We start from the raw sequence: 16,739 nt of genomic DNA, 5'->3' as shown, positions 1-16,739 counted from the left end.
ATGGCGCAAGACGGCAAATCCCGCATCCGCCTGACCCAGGACCAGCTCGACCGCGTGTGCGAGCGCCATGTCCGATTCGCCGAAGGGCGTCCGAACGGCGCCCGCGCCAATCTGCCCTTCTTCGACCTGTCCGGCCTGTCGCTGGCCGGCCGTAACCTGACGGGCGCCCATCTGGCCGGCGCCATCCTGCGCGACGCCGACCTGCGCGGCACCGTGCTGGACCATGCCGACCTGTATGGCGCCGACCTGCGCGGGGCCGACCTGTCGGAAGCGCGGCTGTTCCGCACCGACATGCGCGGCGCCAACGTGCGCGGCGCCAAGCTCGACGGCGCCACCATGGTGGAGGTCGACCTGCGCGACGGCAGCATGGTCAACCGCAACAGCGCCGGCGAACTGAAGGTGGTGGGCTTCGACCCCGGTCCCGCCGACATGGCGTCGGCCCGCCTGACCAACGCCGACATGGCGCGGGCCAAGCTGTCGGGCAGCTTCGCCCAGGCGGCGGACTTCACCAACACCCGGCTGTCCGGCGCCCGGCTGGACCGCACCGACCTGCGCGGGGCCAACTTCTCCGGCGCCGATCTGCGCGGGGCCGACCTCAACGGCTCCGATCTGCGCGGCGCCATCCTGGAGGGGGCGAGCCTGGATGCCGAAGGTCTGGAGCAGGCGATCCGCACCGACGAGCAGGCCCATGCCGCCCGGCAGGCACCGCTCCAGCCCCCTGCGGCGGAGCCCGAACCGGAGGAATCCGTCGCAGACGAACTGCCGGCCCTGCCGGTGGACCAGCTGGACAGCATGCTGCGCCAGCACATGATCTGGCTGGGCACCAGCGGCAAGCAGGGCTGCCAGCTCGACCTGACCGGGCTGAACCTGGAAGGGGCGGACCTGACGGGCAAGATCCTGACGTTGGCCAAGGGCAGTGGCGCCCGGCTGCGCCACGCCCGGCTGAACGGCGCCCAGTTGCAGGCCGCCCAGTTCGACGGCGCCGACCTGCGGTCCGCCGATCTCAGCCGCGCCGATCTGCGCGGGGTGAAGCTGGATCGCGCCATCCTGATCGACAGCCGGCTGGACGGTGCCAATCTCGGCATGCTGCTGGTCAGCGCCGGGGCCAAGGTGATGCGCGCATCGCTGGTGCGGGCGCGGCTGGCCGGCGCCTCGCTGGCCCAGACCAACCTGAAGGGCAGCGACCTGACCCTGGCCGACCTGACCGGCTGCGACCGCTCGTCGGCGGTGCTGGAGGGCGCCATCCTGGAAGGAACGCGGCTGAGCGGAACCTGAGCCGGTGCGCGGGTTTTCTTTCGCGAAGCCGTTGATTGCTTTCAAATTTCCGTCACGATCCGTGCCGGAGATTGCCGCCGGGCGCCCTGATCGGGACAGGCTCTTCGGTGGCAGAACACCTTCCACCGTTCGGAAAAACGATTGTGTCGTAACGGCTTAGCACCGCGGGTGGGGCTTGACGCCTTATTCGCCCGGTGGCACGCTGCTGTCCCAAGCGCGGCGCAATCCGACCATAATGTGCCCGCATCGAATGGGGGAACGTCAACGGTCATGACCAAGTCGGAACTGATCCAAAGGCTGGCGGAGCGGAACCCGCACCTGTACCAGCGCGACATCGAAAAGATCGTCGGCACCATCTTCGACGAGATCACCGAGGCGCTGGCGCGGGGCGACCGGGTGGAGCTGCGCGGCTTCGGCGCCTTCTCCATCAAGAAGCGGGACGCGCGCACGGGTCGCAACCCCCGGACCGGGGAATCGGTTGACGTCGGCGAGAAATGCATTCCTTTCTTCAAGACCGGCAAGCAGCTTCGCGAGCGTCTGAACACGGAGTGAGCGCCGGTCCGGCCATGTCCCAGCGCCGTATTCCGGCCGTATCACTCTCAAGGAACCTTAGCCTTGCGCCATCTTTCCTGGATCGTCACCATTCCCGTGGCCCTCGTCGCGATCCTGTTCGCGATCTCCAACCGCGGTATCGTGACCCTGTCGCTGTGGCCGTTGCCCTTCACGCTCGAAACGCCGGTGTATCTGGCCACACTGATCGCGCTGGTGGTGGGCTTCGTTGCCGGCGGCTTCATTGTCTGGAACAGCCAGCGCCGCCATCGCCGCCGCGCCCGCCGCGAGGGCAACCGCGTGCTGTATCTGGAGCGTGAGTTGAAGGAGGCGCAGGCCCGCGCCGCCGCCGCCGAGAAGCGCCTGGCCGAAAGCACCCGTCCGGTTTCCGGCCCGGTTTCAGGCACGCTGCCCGGCTCCACCCTGCCGGTCGCGGCCGCCCAGGGCAGCGCGCCGACCGTTCACTGAGCGTCATCGGGGCGGAACACGATGCCGGCCGGCGGGAGGGGGTTCCATGCGCACCGTCAGCGGCGCCGAGCTTCGATCCGTTCTGCACCACCGCATGCTGGTCGAACGCCTGCGGCAGACCTTCCGCGCCGGCGTGGAGGCTCCGCCGGCCCACCGCCATCGGGTCGAGACCTATGGCGCCAGCGACGCCGCACTGCTGCTTGCCCCCTCCTGGCAGGTGAATCAGGCAATCGGGCTGCGCATCGACACCGTCTTTCCCGACAATGCCGGCAGTGACCTGCCGCGAACCCAGGGCGTCTATCTGCTGGTCGACGGCAAGACCGGTGTGCCCCAGGTTCTGATGGACTCCTCCGCCACGCTCGGCCGGCGCAGCGGCGCCGCATCCTCCGCACTCGCCGCCTCCTATCTGGCGCGGCCGGATGCCGACCGGATGCTGGTGGTCGGCACCGGTCCGCTGGCCCTTGAACTGGTGGAGGCGCACACCGCGGTGAGGCCGCTCCGCCATGTGCTGGTCTGGGGACGCGATCCCCAGAAGGCCCGCAAGCTTGCCGCGCGTTTCCACCGGCCGAAATTCCGCATCGAGGCGACCGCCGACCTTGAAGGGGCGGTGCGTGGCGCCGACATCGTCGTCTGCGCCACCGCGTCGCACAGCCCGCTGATCCGTGGCGACTGGCTGCAGCCGGGCCAGCATCTGGACCTGCTGGGCGGCGTGACGCCGGAGATGCGGGAGGTCGATGACGAGTGCATCCGCCGCGCGCGTGTCTTCGTCGATTGCCGCGACCGCACGCGGGCCGAGGCCGGTGACATCGCGCAGCCGCTGGCCTCCGGCGTGCTGACCGCCGACGACATTGCCGGCGACCTGTTCGAACTTGGCCGCGGCGAACGTGCCGGCCGGCGTTTCTACGACCAGATCACCCTGTTCAAGTCGGTGGGCACCGCCCTGGCCGACCTGTGCGCCGCCCGGCTGGCGACGGAGATGGTGCTGCACAACGATTCGATCCGCTGAAGCCGTTCGGCCTTTGAATCGCTTCGGCCGCCGGGCCGGCCTAGCCGGCGCCAAGCGTAACCTTGAGTCTACGAAAGATAAGGTTACTGGCAGCTGACCGTGCGCTACTATTCCACGATTCTGCCCACCCGCCCGACAACCTGTATGGCGATCCACATCGAAGGGAAAGGAACGGCCGATTGAATGGCCCCGCCCTCCCCCCGCTTTCCAACGAGTCCACCGGTTCCGAACGCATTGCTGCGGACGGCGCGCTGCCTTTCCGCAAGCCGAGGCTGGAGGCCGCCATCGGCTGGCTGGCCGCCTGCGGCTTCCTGTTCCTCGCCGTGGTTACCGTGGTCGTCGGGGTGCAGTCGCGCGAACGGGCCATCGATGGGGCGCAGGAACGCGCACGGGCGGCCGTCCGTGTCCTGGCGGAACATGCCGCCCGCCTGTTCGATGCCGCCGACCTGCTGGTGGAATACGCCGCCCAGGAAAGCGCCGACCGGCCCTGGACCGAAGTCGCGGGGTCGCGCGTCCTGTGGGACAAGCTGAACGCCCAGCGCGCCCGGCTGCCCTTCCTGGACGCCATCTGGCTGAACGATGCGACGGGACTGCTGCGGCTGACGACGGCAGCCTTCCCGGCTCCCTATTCCGATGCGTCCGACCGCGAGATCTTCCTGTTCCATCAGCGTAACGCGCAGCAGGGCCGCCTGGTCGATCAGCCCCATGTCGGCCCCCGCATCATCGGCCGGGTGACCAACAAGGCCACCTTCCTGCTCAGCCGCCGGCTGTCCGAACCGAATGGCGGCTTCCGCGGCATCGCCTCGGTCACCATCGATCCGTCCTACCTGTCCGGCTTCTACAAGGAGTTGGACCTCCCGCACGAGCCGGTGACCATCCTGGTGCGGGCCGGCAGTCTCGACGTGCTGGTGCGCGAGCCCGACAGCTCCGCCGAGCCCACCCCGCTGTCCGATACCGCCCGCCGGGCAATCGAGGTCGAGCCGGACGGCGGCGTCGCCCGCGACGTTGCCACCATCGTCGCCCACCGCCGGGTCGACAGCTGGCCCGTCCATGTGGTCGTCCGGCTGGATCTGGCACCGATTCTGGCATCCTGGCAGCGATTGATCGCCCCCTATGCCGGGTTGGCGGCGGCGGCGGCCATGGCGCTGGCCGCCCTGTCGGTCTTCGGCTTCCGGCAGGCCGGTGCCGCCCGGCAGGTTCAGCGCGAGCTGGAGCGGCGGGTGCGCGACCGCACCGCCTCGCTGGAGCGGACCATCGGTGAGCGCGACGCCGTGCTGGCGCAGAAGGATCTGCTGATGCGCGAGGCCAACCACCGGATCAAGAACAGCCTGCAGGTGGTCTCCAGCCTGCTGAGCCTTCAGGGGCAGGCGGTCGGCGATGCGCAGTTGAGCGAGCATCTGCTGGAAGCCGGACGCCGCGTCCAGGCCATCGCCGACATCCACCGTCTGCTCTACCGCGTGGACGATGTCCATTTCATCCCCTTCCACGACTATCTGACCGAGCTGTGCCGGGAGCTGGAACGCTCCGCCCGCTCCGAAGGCGGCAACTGGCGGCTGGAGCTGGTGGTGGAACCGGTGGAGGTGCCGACCGACCATGCGGTGCAGTTGGGCCTGCTTGCCAACGAACTGGTGATGAACGCCATCAAGCACGCCTACCGGCCGCTTGCCTCCACCATGGTCGGCGCGGCAGCGGGATCGCAGGCCGGCGCTCCCGACGGAGCCCCGGAAGACACGAACGTCATCGTCGTCGGGCTGCGGCGGGACGGTGAGACCTTGCAGATGATCGTCGGCGACCGCGGGGTCGGCCTGCCGCCCGATTTCGACTGGCGCCGCAGCCGCAGCCTGGGCATGCGGCTGATCCACACCCTGTCCAAACAGCTGGACGCCATCCTGTCGATTGAGAACACCGATCCCGGCGTGCGCTTCACGATCAGCCTGCCGCACCGCTTCACCGTTGGTGGCAGCCCGGAATAGGCTGCCCTACCGAGGAAGAGTCCGAACTTCGCAACTTCCGAACCACCACTCGTCATACGGGAGTATAATAACGCCTCACTCTCGTATTTTGCTTGCGCTGGCGAGGTTTCCTTCGGAGGATCGTTGTCGCGGCGCTGGCCGCGGGTGGTCCGACCGCAGATGATCCTGACGGATCCATGTTTGCGCTAACGGCCTCCTGCGAGCCGGACCGGACCATCCGCCAACGGCTTGCCAGGGACGATGACCGTGACCGTCTCCGCCTCTTCCATGGACGCCGCCCCCCGCCTGCGGGCGCCGTCCAACCGGCTTCTGCTCGGCGCCGTCTTCATGCTGCTGTCGGCACTGCTGTTCGGAATCGGCAACACGGCGGTGCGGTGGGCCTCGACGGTGATGGACCCGCTGGAAGTCGTGTTCTTCCGCAACCTGTTCAGCCTGCTGTGGATGCTGCCCTGGGCGTTGACGGCCGGCGCGCCCGCCTGCCGGGCAGTGCTGGCGGAGCGGCGGCTCGGACCCTATGTGACTCGGGCGCTGACCACGCTCTGCGCCATGAGCGCCTGGTTCTACGCCATCTCCCAAATCCCGCTGCCCACCGCGACGGCGGTCAGCTTCGCCATCCCGCTGTTCGTGGCGGCGGGAGCGGCATTGCTCCTGGGTGAGCGAGTGCGGCCACGGCGCTGGGCCGCGGTCTGCGCCGGCCTGATCGGCGTGATCATCGTGCTGAGACCGGGAGCGGCGCCGATCGATCTGGCCTTTCTGGCACTGTTCGTCCATTGCATCGCCGCCGCCGGCACCGTCCTGCAGATGCGGCTGCTCAGCCGGAAGGACAGCTCTCCGGTGATCGTCACCTTCCTCGGCCTGCTGGTCACCCCGATGGCCCTGGTACCGGCGCTGTTCGTCTGGACTTGGCCGAGCTTGGGCACGCTGGGCTGGCTGGCGCTGCTGGGCGGCATCCTGACACTGGGGCAGTTGGCGATGACGAAGGCGCTGTCGCTGGCCGAATCCTCGGCGATGATGCCCTACGACTATGCCCGTCTGCCCTTCACCGCCATCGTCGCCTGGATCGTCTTCGGCCAGACCATGGACCTGTGGGGCTGGGTGGGTGCCCTGGTGATCGCCGGTTCCGCCCTCTACACCATGCACCGCGACGCGGCGGACGGCCGCAAGATGGCGCGGTCGAAGCCCGATTAGGCGGTGCTTTCCATCTCCTCACTGCCCTTTTCGGCACGCAATGTCTGCTTCGCCCGCAGCCAATGGCCCGGGGTCAGGTTGGTGCGCACGGTCTGCACGGCGGCGGCCAGCACCGCGGCGTCATCGGTGAAACCGGCGATCAGCAGCCAATCCGGCACTGCATCCACCGGCAGCACGAAATAGGCCAGCGCCGCCAGCAGGATTGCCTTGGCCCGGTATGGGGTCGCCGGATCGGTCGCGCAGAAATAGGCGGCCAGCAGTTCCTCCAGAAAGGGAACGCGATGCAGGTTGGCGCGCAGCTTCTGCCAGAAGCGGCGGCGGACCAGCCGTTCGTCCCGCTCGACCCGGTCGGGATCGGAAACCGTCAGCGCGGTGCCCAGAGAGCGGCCAAGGGAGGGAGAGACGGACGATGCGGTCATGGACGCGAGAATCCCTTTTGGAATTGGCCCGTTCGCAGATGGCAGACTGCGGCATCGGCATGATGTCTCCCACCATACGGTGTGGTATGGTTCGGCGGCCATCCGGTAAACAACAAGTGCGACCGCATCCTGTTGGACACAAGGCCGGCGCCATGCGCGGACCGGTCGCAATTAAGGAGGAGATGCCATGAACATCCAGGGACTGTCCGCAATCGTCACCGGCGGCGCCTCGGGCATGGGGGCGGCGACGGCACGCCATCTGGCCGGGCTCGGCGCCAAGGTGACCGTGCTGGACGTCAACGAGGACGCAGTGCTGAAGACCGCGCATGAAATCGGCGGGCTGGGTATGGTCTGCGACGTCACCGACGGCGCTTCGGCCGAGCGGGCGCTCGATCAGGCGCGCTCGGCCCATGGGCCGGCCCGCATCGCAGTGAACTGCGCCGGCATCGCGCCCGCCCAGCGCATCGTCGGCCGGGATGGCCCGATGCCGCTGGAGAATTTCCGGTCGGTGATCGAGGTCAACCTGATCGGCAGCTTCAACATCCTGCGGCTGGCCGCAGCCGACATGGCCAAGCTGGACCCGTTGGACAGCGGCGAGCGCGGCGTGATCGTCAACACCGCCTCGGTCGCCGCCTATGAGGGGCAGATCGGGCAGGCCGCCTATGCCGCGTCGAAGGGTGGCATCGTCGCCCTGACCATCTGCGCCGCCCGCGATCTCGCCCGCCACGGCATCCGCGTGATGACGGTGGCCCCCGGCCTGATCGGCACGCCGATGCTGCTGAACATGCCGCAGGAGGTCCAGGACAGCCTCGCCGCCACCGTCCCCTTCCCCAAGCGCTTCGGCACGCCGGAGGAATATGCCCGCCTCGTGCAGCATATCCTGGAGAACGAGATGCTGAACGGCGACGTCATCCGCCTGGACGGCGCCATCCGCATGGCGCTTCAATGACTTAGTCTGTAAATTCAGTTCGGAAACGGCCTCGCAACGGGGCCGTTTCACCTAATTGGGTAACAAACGGGTAACAGTATCTGCTTGCTAGAGTTAAGCTGTTGTTACGCCGTGATACTAGATGTTGACGTCTACGCAAAAAAGAGCCATATAGGTTGATGACTGGTGCGCCCTAGCTCAGCGAAGCTTCAGGGCCTCACGGCAGTCCTTATCGACAGGCCACCGCGCATGCGTGCGCGCCCCTGCGAACCCGCGCACTCAGGCTCAGCGAAGCATCAGGGTCCGGGCTGACGAATCCCCAATCCATTCCGCGGGGTTCCACGGCCTGTGTCCCCCTCATGCCATGAGCCTCCGTCGCAAAAGGATCTGCAAGATGCCCCGCATCATCCGCTTCAAGCAGCTCAAGGAGCGCGTGCCTTACTCGCGCATGCACGTCTATCGCCTCGAAAAAGCTGGACATTTCCCTAAGCGGGTTCCACTCGGCCCCAACTCGGTTGGGTGGATTGAAAGCGAAGTTGATGAGTGGATCGTCTCCCGTGCGACGGCTCGCAACTCACCCAGCCAGGGCTTGGACCCTGAGTTGGAGGCCATGCTGTTGTGAGGTCGGGCAATGCCTGCGAACCCGCACATTGCACCGTTCCTGGCAGCCCGCATCGCGGCCGTTACCAGCGATCCGCTCCCGACGGGCGCCCTCCCATCGTGCCGCGCTGGCGGCCCATGCCGCCGTGTTCGCCCCTCCTGCCCGTCGTGATGACGGCCAGCATCCCCGAGATGGAGACCACAATGCTCGACAAGAGCCCTTCGGAGCGCGCAACCCGTCAGACCATCATCCCCGCCGCGGGGGGTTGGGCGGTGGTATGTGGCATTTACCTCAACGATGATGTTCCCGTTCTGGCTTGGAACTTCGATGAGGACCGCCCCCGGCCGGTTACGGTCTACGGGCTGGAAAGCCGCCCTGTGATCCTCCGCCATGGCGGCACCGTCTACCATCCGGACGGCCAGCGCGAGAGCTGGGACGAATATGTACGCCGCGCCACTCGCTCATCCTCCAACCCGCAAAGGGGCGCCGCATCATGCCCGCGCCGTTGACCTCCTTTGCGCCGAAGGACCATTCGCCATGACAACGAGCACCGCGCTCACGATCCCGTATAGCGCATGGTTCGATGCCGGCTTCACGGATCTGGTGTCCGTCGTGCCGCCCGGCGCCCCGCTATCCGAGGGCACGAAGCTGCGCCCCGAGGATCGCGGCAAGGTGCCCGGCATCCAAGGCCGTGGTGGGTATTGGTTCGGCTTCTCCAACTGGCAGAAGCACGAGACGACCCGCGGCGACGCCGAGACCTGGGAAGGCCATGGCGCCAACCTGGGCCTTCGGGCGGCGCGCTTCCCCGGTCTCGACTTGGACGTTACCTGCCCCGATCTGCGCGACCTGTGCCAAGGGCTCGCTGATCGGGTGCTCGGCCCCGCGCCCGCGCGCACCGGCCGGGCGCCCAAGGTGCTGCTGGTCTACCGGCTGGCCGAAGGCCAGACCCCCATGGTCCGCCGCCGGCTGTGGTTCAAGGGACCGGATGGCCGCGAACATCTGGTGGAGATGCTGGGCCAAGGGCAGCAATATGTCGTGGCCGGGATCCACCCGATCACCCAGCGCCCCTACAGTTGGGACACGCATCCGGTCGGCCGCAGCGCCGCGGCGCTCTCTCCCGTCACGCACGCTCAAATCGACGAGTTCTTCGCCGAGCTGCGCGATCTGCTCGATAGTGCCGGAGGGTGCGCAGACATCCGGGAGGAAGGCAGCGGTGCGGAAGTCACGGACCGGGCGGCCATCGTGCAGGATGACCTGCTGGCGCCCAGCCTCGATGTGCTGGCTGCCGCCGTCGCCACCATCCCGAACGACAACGATCGGTTCCCGAACCGCACGGACTATCTGCGCATGGGCTGCGCCATCAAGGCCGCCGGTGCCGACGATCCTGATCGGGCCATGGAGGTCTGGGAGGAATGGGCGCAACGCTGGGAAGGCAACGCGACCGTCGCCGGCAATGACCCGGTCGAAGTGGTCAGCGACTGGGAGCGCATGAAGCCGCCGTTCGAGGTCGGGTGGGGCTATGTGCGCGACGTCGCCCAAGAACACGGCTTCCCGGTCGCTGCCGGTGAGTTCCCGGACGAGCTGCCGGACGACCTGATGGAGTTGTTGCCCGAAGAAGACGACGAGCTGGAGCTTATCGACCCGACACAGTGGGAGGGGGTGCCCATACCAGAACGGGAGTGGATTGTCCCTGGCTGGCTGCCTGTTGGCTACGTGGGCGCCCTATATGGGGACGGCGGCCTAGGCAAGACGATCCTCGCCGTCATGCTCGCCGTTGCCTCGGTCACGGAGAAGAAGTGGCTCGGCATGGACGTCAGAAAGTGCCGTGTGGTCGGGTTGTTCTGCGAAGACGAAGCGAACGAGCTTCATCGCAGGATGGGCGATAGCTTGGCGCACTATGGCTGTACCTTCAAAGATTTATCCGGGATGAAGCTGATATCGCGTGTCGCCAAGGACAACGCACTCTGCGTTTTCGACCGGGACGGCAAGCTCTTGGAAACCAAGCTATACAAGAAGCTTATTGGTGCCATCAACATGGTGCAGCCGAACTTGGTTATTATCGACACGGCGGCGGATACCTTCGGCGGTAACGAGAATATTCGCACGGAAGTGCGCTTGTTCATCAGCCGGATCCTGGGAAACATCGCTCGGCTGATGGATCAATGGGGCGGCGGAGCTGTCCTGCTGCTGGCGCACCCGTCGCGGGACGGCATGGCGACCGGCCGCGGCGACGGTGGCAACACGGCCTGGAACAATACCGTCCGCGCCCGCTGGTATCTGACACGTCCGGATGTGGACAAGGGGAGCGCCGTCGACCGCGATGCCCGCGTCCTTCAGAACAAGAAGGCGAACTACGCTGCGAGCGAAACCGGCGTCAACCTGCGTTGGCGCGCTGGCGTATTCGAGGTGGATGATGACGTGCTGGCCGATGTCCCCGAGACGCCCTTGCCCACTGACCGGGCGGAGCGGGCATCCTATGCGGACAAGGTTTTCCTGGACGCCCTTGGCCAACTCAGGGCGCAGAAGCGGAACACCTCGGACGGCAAGACCGCGATCAACTATGCGCCGAAGATGATCCGCACATTGCCGGCCGCTGCCGGCCTAAGCTTTCGTGAACTCGAAGACGCCAAGGACCGCCTGTTCAACGCCGGAGTGATCAAGAACGGCGTCGTCTTTCGGGACGAGAGGCGAAAACCACGTTCGGGAATCGTCCTGAGTGCCTGGGAAGAAGGAGCTGCCAAAGCATGAGCCTGGGCATCGATAAATGGATGGTCGCGTGGGATCCTGGCATGCCGGAACGGGTTGCGGTCGGCCCGTGGCCCGACAGGGCGCGGTGGTCGCGCGGGTATGCGATGAGCGCGGGGTGCACGTTCAGCGACAGGCACGCGATGGACCTCGCCGGCAAGGTGGCCTGCATGTTCATCGACTTCCACACGCTGATTGTACGCGACGGTATCGACCCTGCCGCCGCGCACCGCGAGTTCTTGAAGATTGGCGAGTATCGCAAACGCATTTCGCCCGATATTTCAGGAGCGGAGTAGGTGCCCACGGAGGCCGCGGAGCATGATTTCCGTAGTGCTCCAAGGCGCTCCAAGGCTCGGCGAAAATGGCGGAAATGCTATGCTCCGAGGCTTGCTCCAAGGTTTGCTCCACGGTGCTCCAAGGCTGGCGCAATCTGGCGGTTTTGCTGGTGCTCCGAGGGTGCTCCAAGGCGGACCTCCCCCCTCCCCCATACCCCCTAGGGGCGCTCACGCCCGTTGGGCGTCGCGCGGCGCCCCTTAACGGCCGAGGATTGGACCGCTCCGCTATCACCAATTCGTTATGTTGTAACATCTCATCAATCCGCCGCGGTCGCGGTGAAATGAAGGAAAGGGGAACAAGATGGCTGCATTGACGAACACCCTGCATGAGCGTTTCGCCCAGAATGTTGCGCGAGGGCTGAACGGGACCAAAGCGGCGGTGGAAGCCGGGTATGGGCCGAACAACGCGGCGGCCCAGGCCTGCAAGCTTCAGAAGCGCGATGACGTGAAGGAGCGCATCGCTGAACTGCGGGCGGCCTCCGAGCGCGCTGTGGTCCAGGAGATCGCGGCGGATCGGGCTTGGGTGATGCAGAAGCTCGTGGCGAACGTCGATGGCGCCCAGGCCGCCGGCAACCTCAATGCCATGAACCGCGCCTTGGAACTGATCGGCAAAGAGCTGGGCATGTTCGTGGACCGAACGATGGAGGTTAAGAGCCCGCTGGATGGTCTGAGTGCCACCCAGCTTCAGGCCCTCGTGCAATACTTGGGCACGGTCACGGCCGAACAGGACACCCCGCAGGAACCCCTCAACTGACCTTGGGATAGGATTGGCCGTGGCGGCAGTCGCGGCCAATCTGCGGAAACAGGCCCTCATCGGACGCGATGCTTGAGAAGCAAGACCCCCGCCGGAATAGGGCGGCCAGTTCGCGGCCCAATTGTAGTTCCCACTGCCACAACGCCCCGCGTCCTGAGAAATCCTGCCCGGCCAGGCGCCCCTTACCCGTTGATGGCCGGCGGGCACCATCGCTGTGGTCGAAGTGGGGCAGTAGGAGGGTGCCGACCTGCCTGCCGTCATTGACGCGCTGAACGGGGCTTTTGATGCTTTTCAGGGCCTCGCCTATACAGGCCCTGGATGACGATCCGGAGGCCTTCAATGTCGCGCACACGTTCGGACAGAACGGCTTGGATCAACTGCTCGGTTGTGCGCAGCTCGGCGGCCTGCCGGCTGATCTCAATCGGGGACAAGGTCAGGAACGTAGGGTCTTGGTGGCGCATAGGTGTCTCCAGAGGCCGGGATTGGGTTGGCCTTCCTGACGGTAACAGTCGACGCGGTCTGTTTGGCGGAATGGCCGCGGCATCGAGCAGGGCCATCCCACCGGGATGGCGCAGCACCAGGACCAAGCCGGGCGTCGCCGTTGCGTCACGCGCACAGCCAGCACCGAGGGCGGCGTCTCGTTTCGGTATACCCCGAGAAGACGGATCCGTGAGACAGCCAAGCTCAAGGTTTCCGCGTCTCGTTTGGGTTGACTTGCAGTTTGCGAGACGATACAAAGAGAGGGTCTAGAGGCAAACGAGACACATAGGGGCGGCACCATGAAGATCGGCTACGCGCGCGTCAGCACCACGGATCAGGATCTCACGGTGCAGCTGGAGGCGCTGAAGGCCGCCGGGTGCGAGGTGGTCCGATCCGAGAAGGTCAGCGGCACCAGCCGCGAAGGCCGGTCGGTTCTGGAGGGCATCCTCGACTTCATCCACGAAGGCGACGAGCTGATCGTGACGCGGGTTGACCGTCTCGCCCGGTCCATCGGCGATCTTCAGGACATCGTGCGCATGCTGCGGGCGCGGGGCGGGTCCCTCCGGGCCACCGAACAGCCTATCGACACCAGCACCGCGGCGGGCAAAGCCTTCCTTGACATGCTGGGCGTGTTCGCCGAGTTCGAGACGAACCTGCGCCGCGAGCGCCAGCTGGAGGGCATCGCCAAGGCCAAGGCCGCCGGGGTGTACAAGGGGCGCAAGCCGGAGATCGATGCGGACGAGGTGCGCCGGCTGCGGGACGTGGAAGGGCTGGGCGCGACGGATATCGCGAAGCGCCTGGGCATCGGCCGCGCCAGCGTGTACCGCGTCCTGGGGCAGTGAGCGGGGCGCCACCTTGACCGCGACCCGGCCGGGCATGCCTTGGCCGGACGTCGAGGGGGCTGCCGGCGGCCTGGGCGCCAATCCCCAAATACCCCCCCCCGGCATGGCCCCCCGCCGGGGGTAGGCGGAGCGGAGGCAGGGGGCGCTCTGAAAAATTCGCCTCCGGGGCGAGATTACGGCCCGTCCATCGCGACCAGATCCAGCCGGACGAAGTCCACCAAGGCGCATGGCCCTACGGTCGCGCTGGCGCTTCGCTGGTGCGTTCTGCCGTGGCGTCTGCTGGGATGGGGCGGCAATCCGGCCAGCGCGCTCTACGGGCATCCTGCGGTCTCGCTGTCGATGCGCAGATCCGGGCCTTCTCGCCCCGTTGCACAACAAGCGTGTGCCATATTTTGCGGTCACGTCTGTGTTGTGGTACAAGATGCTGATCAGCGTCGTGAGGCGCCGAGTTCCCCTCGATGGAGTTCACCTCCTAATGACCATCCAAGTCCATCTTCACGACGGCCCAATCCTGGAACTTTCCGGCGGCGTGCCCGATGCGGAAGTGTCCGCGAGCGTCAAGAATTTCCCCTTTGGCTCCACGGCCCGGCCCATGCAGACGAAGGCGCACATGCGACCGGCCCAGATGGGCGGGGAGGTGGGGCGATGAAGGGTCTGTTGAGCATGGAGGCCCCCCAGGTCGCGAAGAAGCTGGCGGCGATGGGCCAGGGGCGCGACAGCGTCCTCATCCACGTTCAGCCCGATCAGGTGCCGAAGATTGCGCAGGCGCTGGGCCATCCTGGCACGGTTAACCCGCGCACCGGCCTTCTGGGCTTCTGGGAACGCGGCGGCGACGGCCCCGGCGGCGGCGGTGGGGCGGGTGACGGGGGCGGCGGGGAGTCCGAAGGTGGCGGCCCCGGGGGTGGCGGGTTCGGTGGAGGCTGGAACCGTACCAGCACGAGCCTTTCTGCCGACGACATGGCCGCGCGCGGTCTCAACGGCTATGCCTTCGGCGGCGACGGCCGGTCGACGCAGGACTTCGCCCCCAACTCCTGGGGGCTCGGCTTCCTCGGCCTCACGCCCGGCACCGTCGCCAGTCCCGAAGGGTTGCTGGCCGGCACCTACGCACGCGATTGGGCGCTTGGCTGGAGCCCCACGGCGCTTGGCATGGGCGCGTTGAGCGCCGCAACACGGCTTCCAATCGGAATGCTCGCATCGCTCGCTGGCTTTCGCCCGGACGACTATTCGGTTGTGGGCTCCCTCGGCGGCATGAGCGCGCCGGGCGGAATGGCAGGTACGGGCGCAGGCGGGCCGGGCGGGGGCCTTGGCGGGCATGGCGGCGCCGATCAGTTCGCGTATAGCTCGGCGTTCGGCGGCAACGCGGCCCCTGCCACTGGCACAGCCCCCGCGCCGGCGTCTCCGGGGCGCCAATACCGAGCCTACACCGGCGACCCCTACGCCTACGGCCAGGGCGGGGAGCACCAGTTCTTCACGAATAACAGCCTGTCGTCCTTCCGCCCCACGGCAGCCGCGCCGGCTCCGGCGGGTGTGGGCACGCAGGCGCCATCGTCTCAGCAGCTGCATGCGCTTCTCGCCATGCTGGCCCCGGCCGGCGGGGGCAATGGCTGGTGAGCAACGATCCCAGCGCCCGAGCGGCGCGGGCGAAGCGCAGGCCGTCGCCGGGGCCGCCGGTGGCGCGGTGCGCGAGCCGACGGACAGTCCGTTCGTCGGGGGCCGCGGCGCGCGAAGGCATCGACCTCACGGCGGGGCAGCGCAACACGGTGCCTTCGATAGAGCTTTTGCCGAGTAGGGAGCTGCACTCCTCGGCTTTCGGATTCGATGCGCAAGGGAACCGCATCGAATAGGCGGGGCGGCCCCCGTTGCCGCAAAGCCCCCTCCCGGTATGGTCACTCCGGGGGTGGGTGGAGCGGCAACGGGGGCCGACTTGCTGATTGCGTGTCGCCACCGGCCATGGGCGGCGACGGTCTCTCGACCGGATGCAGGACGTAGCTGGTCGCCAGCGCGTTGGAGATCGAGCGACCGAGCAACCCCCGACAGTGATGAGGGAACATGGCACGCGATCCCGATCTGGCCGGCCTCCCAAACTGGCCGCGCCTTCTAACCCGCGCACAAGCCGCCTCCTACTTGGGCCTGACCGTCAACGGCTTCGGCGTGGGTGTGGAGGACGGGACTTGGCCGGATCCCATCACCTTTGGCCGCACCAAGCTATGGGATCGTCGCCGCCTCGATGAAGCGGTGGACACGTTGTCCGGCTATGCGGTTGAAGCCCACGAGCGCGACATGGAGGAAGAGGATTGGAGGCGGCGGCGTGACGCCTGGAGGGTGCAGCACCAGCGGAGCAAATAGCGGGGCGGTGCCGAGGACCGGCCGATAGGTGCACAAGCCCTCGGCGCCGGCACGATCACCGCCCCTGCGGATCGGGGGCGGCCTGTCGCGCCACGAAGTCGCGCAGCAGGGTCACGGCGGTTTCCTGCCCCTCCACGCGATTGCCATCGGCCAGACCGGCGCCGCCGTCTGCCAGCAGGTTCAGCACGGCCAGCGCATCGGCCGGCGTCTGGGGCGGCACGGTGAACACGGCGCGCCGAAGCTCGGACGCCTCCACCACGAGATGATCAGGCGGGTCATCAGGGCTGGCCCCGGCGGCGGCCTGATGCTCGCCCAGCAGGGCGAGCACTCGGGCGCTGGCATCAGCGAAGGTCATCCCCAGCGCCGGCACGAGGGTTGATGCCTGCTGCGCCGCGCTCTGCCTCTTTGCCGCTCGGGCGATGCGCTCCGCCGGACCGTCAATCGAATCGATCATGCGCCAGAGCATCCCGACGTGATGAACGTTGTCGAGGATCTCCTGCATGTCGGGCGTTACGTCCTCTCCAAAGACGATGACGTCCCAAGCGTCTTCACAGTCGAGGTACTGGGTCAGCAGGTAGCGGAGTTGGCGCGCCATCCCGTCCCTGGTCTTGGGGCGGAACTGCTCGATGCGCAGGCCGAGGTTGAAGGCGATGTCCGCGTACAGCCCTTCTTCACCCTCCTGGGCGCATTGGTAGGCCGTCACGGCGTTGGTGAAGGCGTCCCAGGCGAACAGCAACTCGGCGTCGGGGTGGGCGCCCGGCCGGGTGCCGCGCTTGGGCAGTCCGTTGATGCAGCCGGGCAAAGTCATGGTATTCTCGGAACCAGCCATG

Annotated in this window: 18 protein-coding genes; 16 read left to right on the top strand and 2 right to left on the bottom strand. The window is 67.1% G+C overall.

Translation table 11 applies throughout. The features are described 5' to 3' along the window. From CRT60_RS22775 to CRT60_RS22750, 6 genes are all read left to right on the top strand, one after another. Positions 1-1,275, top strand: coding sequence for a pentapeptide repeat-containing protein (locus CRT60_RS22775; RefSeq protein WP_098738870.1), 1,275 nt, complete (start codon positions 1-3; stop codon positions 1,273-1,275). A gap of 270 nt (positions 1,276-1,545) precedes the next feature. Beyond that, entirely contained in the window at positions 1,546-1,827 is a 282-nt protein-coding gene (gene ihfB, locus CRT60_RS22770; protein ID WP_085090428.1) for an integration host factor subunit beta, read from the top strand. A 63-nt stretch (positions 1,828-1,890) separates the two neighbouring features. Next, positions 1,891-2,292, top strand: a complete 402-nt coding sequence (locus tag CRT60_RS22765; protein WP_098738869.1) for a lipopolysaccharide assembly protein LapA domain-containing protein — start codon at positions 1,891-1,893, stop codon at positions 2,290-2,292. Positions 2,293-2,338: 46 nt separating this feature from the next. Continuing rightward, positions 2,339-3,298, top strand: a complete 960-nt coding sequence (gene lhpI / locus CRT60_RS22760; protein WP_098738868.1) for a bifunctional Delta(1)-pyrroline-2-carboxylate/Delta(1)-piperideine-2-carboxylate reductase — start codon at positions 2,339-2,341, stop codon at positions 3,296-3,298. A 179-nt stretch (positions 3,299-3,477) separates the two neighbouring features. Then, positions 3,478-5,271 carry a sensor histidine kinase gene (locus CRT60_RS22755; RefSeq protein WP_098738867.1) on the top strand — a complete coding sequence of 598 codons (1,794 nt, stop codon included), beginning with the start codon at positions 3,478-3,480 and terminating at the stop codon, positions 5,269-5,271. 246 nt (positions 5,272-5,517) lie between these two features. Then, on the top strand, positions 5,518-6,459 hold the full coding sequence (locus CRT60_RS22750; RefSeq protein WP_244592706.1) for a DMT family transporter: 942 nt from the start codon (positions 5,518-5,520) through the stop codon (positions 6,457-6,459). Here the strand turns inward: CRT60_RS22750 and CRT60_RS22745 are convergent. Beyond that, positions 6,456-6,878 (bottom strand): YkvA family protein, encoded by a 423-nt coding sequence (locus CRT60_RS22745; protein ID WP_098738866.1) that lies wholly within the window; start codon positions 6,876-6,878, stop codon positions 6,456-6,458. The genes CRT60_RS22750 and CRT60_RS22745 overlap by 4 nt on opposite strands. Before the next feature lie 187 nt (positions 6,879-7,065). Here CRT60_RS22745 and CRT60_RS22740 point away from each other — a divergent pair, with 187 nt between their 5' ends. The 10 genes from CRT60_RS22740 (at position 7,066) to CRT60_RS22690 (ending at position 15,909) form a co-directional block, all read left to right on the top strand. Next, positions 7,066-7,827, top strand: a complete 762-nt coding sequence (locus CRT60_RS22740; RefSeq protein WP_098738865.1) for an SDR family NAD(P)-dependent oxidoreductase — start codon at positions 7,066-7,068, stop codon at positions 7,825-7,827. 373 nt (positions 7,828-8,200) lie between these two features. Further along, positions 8,201-8,428, top strand: a complete 228-nt coding sequence (locus CRT60_RS22735; protein WP_193548458.1) for a helix-turn-helix transcriptional regulator — start codon at positions 8,201-8,203, stop codon at positions 8,426-8,428. A 182-nt stretch (positions 8,429-8,610) separates the two neighbouring features. Next, the gene (locus CRT60_RS36280; RefSeq protein ID WP_161958116.1) at positions 8,611-8,916 is read left to right on the top strand and encodes a hypothetical protein; all 306 of its coding nucleotides are present in this window, start codon (positions 8,611-8,613) and stop codon (positions 8,914-8,916) included. 28 nt (positions 8,917-8,944) lie between these two features. Further along, a complete protein-coding gene (locus CRT60_RS22730; RefSeq protein ID WP_161958115.1) occupies positions 8,945-11,155 on the top strand; it encodes an AAA family ATPase in 2,211 nt (736 codons plus the stop codon). Further along, positions 11,152-11,448, top strand: a complete 297-nt coding sequence (locus CRT60_RS22725) for a hypothetical protein (RefSeq protein WP_098738862.1) — start codon at positions 11,152-11,154, stop codon at positions 11,446-11,448. The genes CRT60_RS22730 and CRT60_RS22725 overlap by 4 nt, the downstream gene beginning before the upstream one ends. A gap of 340 nt (positions 11,449-11,788) precedes the next feature. Continuing rightward, positions 11,789-12,241 (top strand): terminase small subunit, encoded by a 453-nt coding sequence (locus CRT60_RS22720; protein WP_098738861.1) that lies wholly within the window; start codon positions 11,789-11,791, stop codon positions 12,239-12,241. A 779-nt stretch (positions 12,242-13,020) separates the two neighbouring features. Beyond that, entirely contained in the window at positions 13,021-13,563 is a 543-nt protein-coding gene (locus CRT60_RS22710) for a recombinase family protein (protein WP_098738859.1), read from the top strand. 475 nt (positions 13,564-14,038) lie between these two features. Beyond that, positions 14,039-14,212, top strand: coding sequence for a hypothetical protein (locus CRT60_RS36700; protein ID WP_204562096.1), 174 nt, complete (start codon positions 14,039-14,041; stop codon positions 14,210-14,212). After that, a complete protein-coding gene (locus CRT60_RS22695; protein WP_161958114.1) occupies positions 14,209-15,174 on the top strand; it encodes a hypothetical protein in 966 nt (321 codons plus the stop codon). Before CRT60_RS36700 ends, CRT60_RS22695 begins: the two co-directional genes overlap by 4 nt. A gap of 438 nt (positions 15,175-15,612) precedes the next feature. Further along, on the top strand, positions 15,613-15,909 hold the full coding sequence (locus CRT60_RS22690; protein ID WP_098738855.1) for a hypothetical protein: 297 nt from the start codon (positions 15,613-15,615) through the stop codon (positions 15,907-15,909). 55 nt (positions 15,910-15,964) lie between these two features. Here CRT60_RS22690 and CRT60_RS22685 read toward each other — a convergent pair whose 3' ends face one another. Further along, the gene (locus tag CRT60_RS22685) at positions 15,965-16,738 is read right to left on the bottom strand and encodes a hypothetical protein (RefSeq protein WP_143273362.1); all 774 of its coding nucleotides are present in this window, start codon (positions 16,736-16,738) and stop codon (positions 15,965-15,967) included. Position 16,739: the final 1 nt, after the last annotated feature.

Origin of the sequence: Azospirillum palustre (assembly GCF_002573965.1) — a bacterium.
GTDB classification, from domain to species: Bacteria; Pseudomonadota; Alphaproteobacteria; order Azospirillales; family Azospirillaceae; genus Azospirillum; species Azospirillum palustre.
This window is presented reverse-complemented; position numbering and strand designations above follow the sequence as displayed.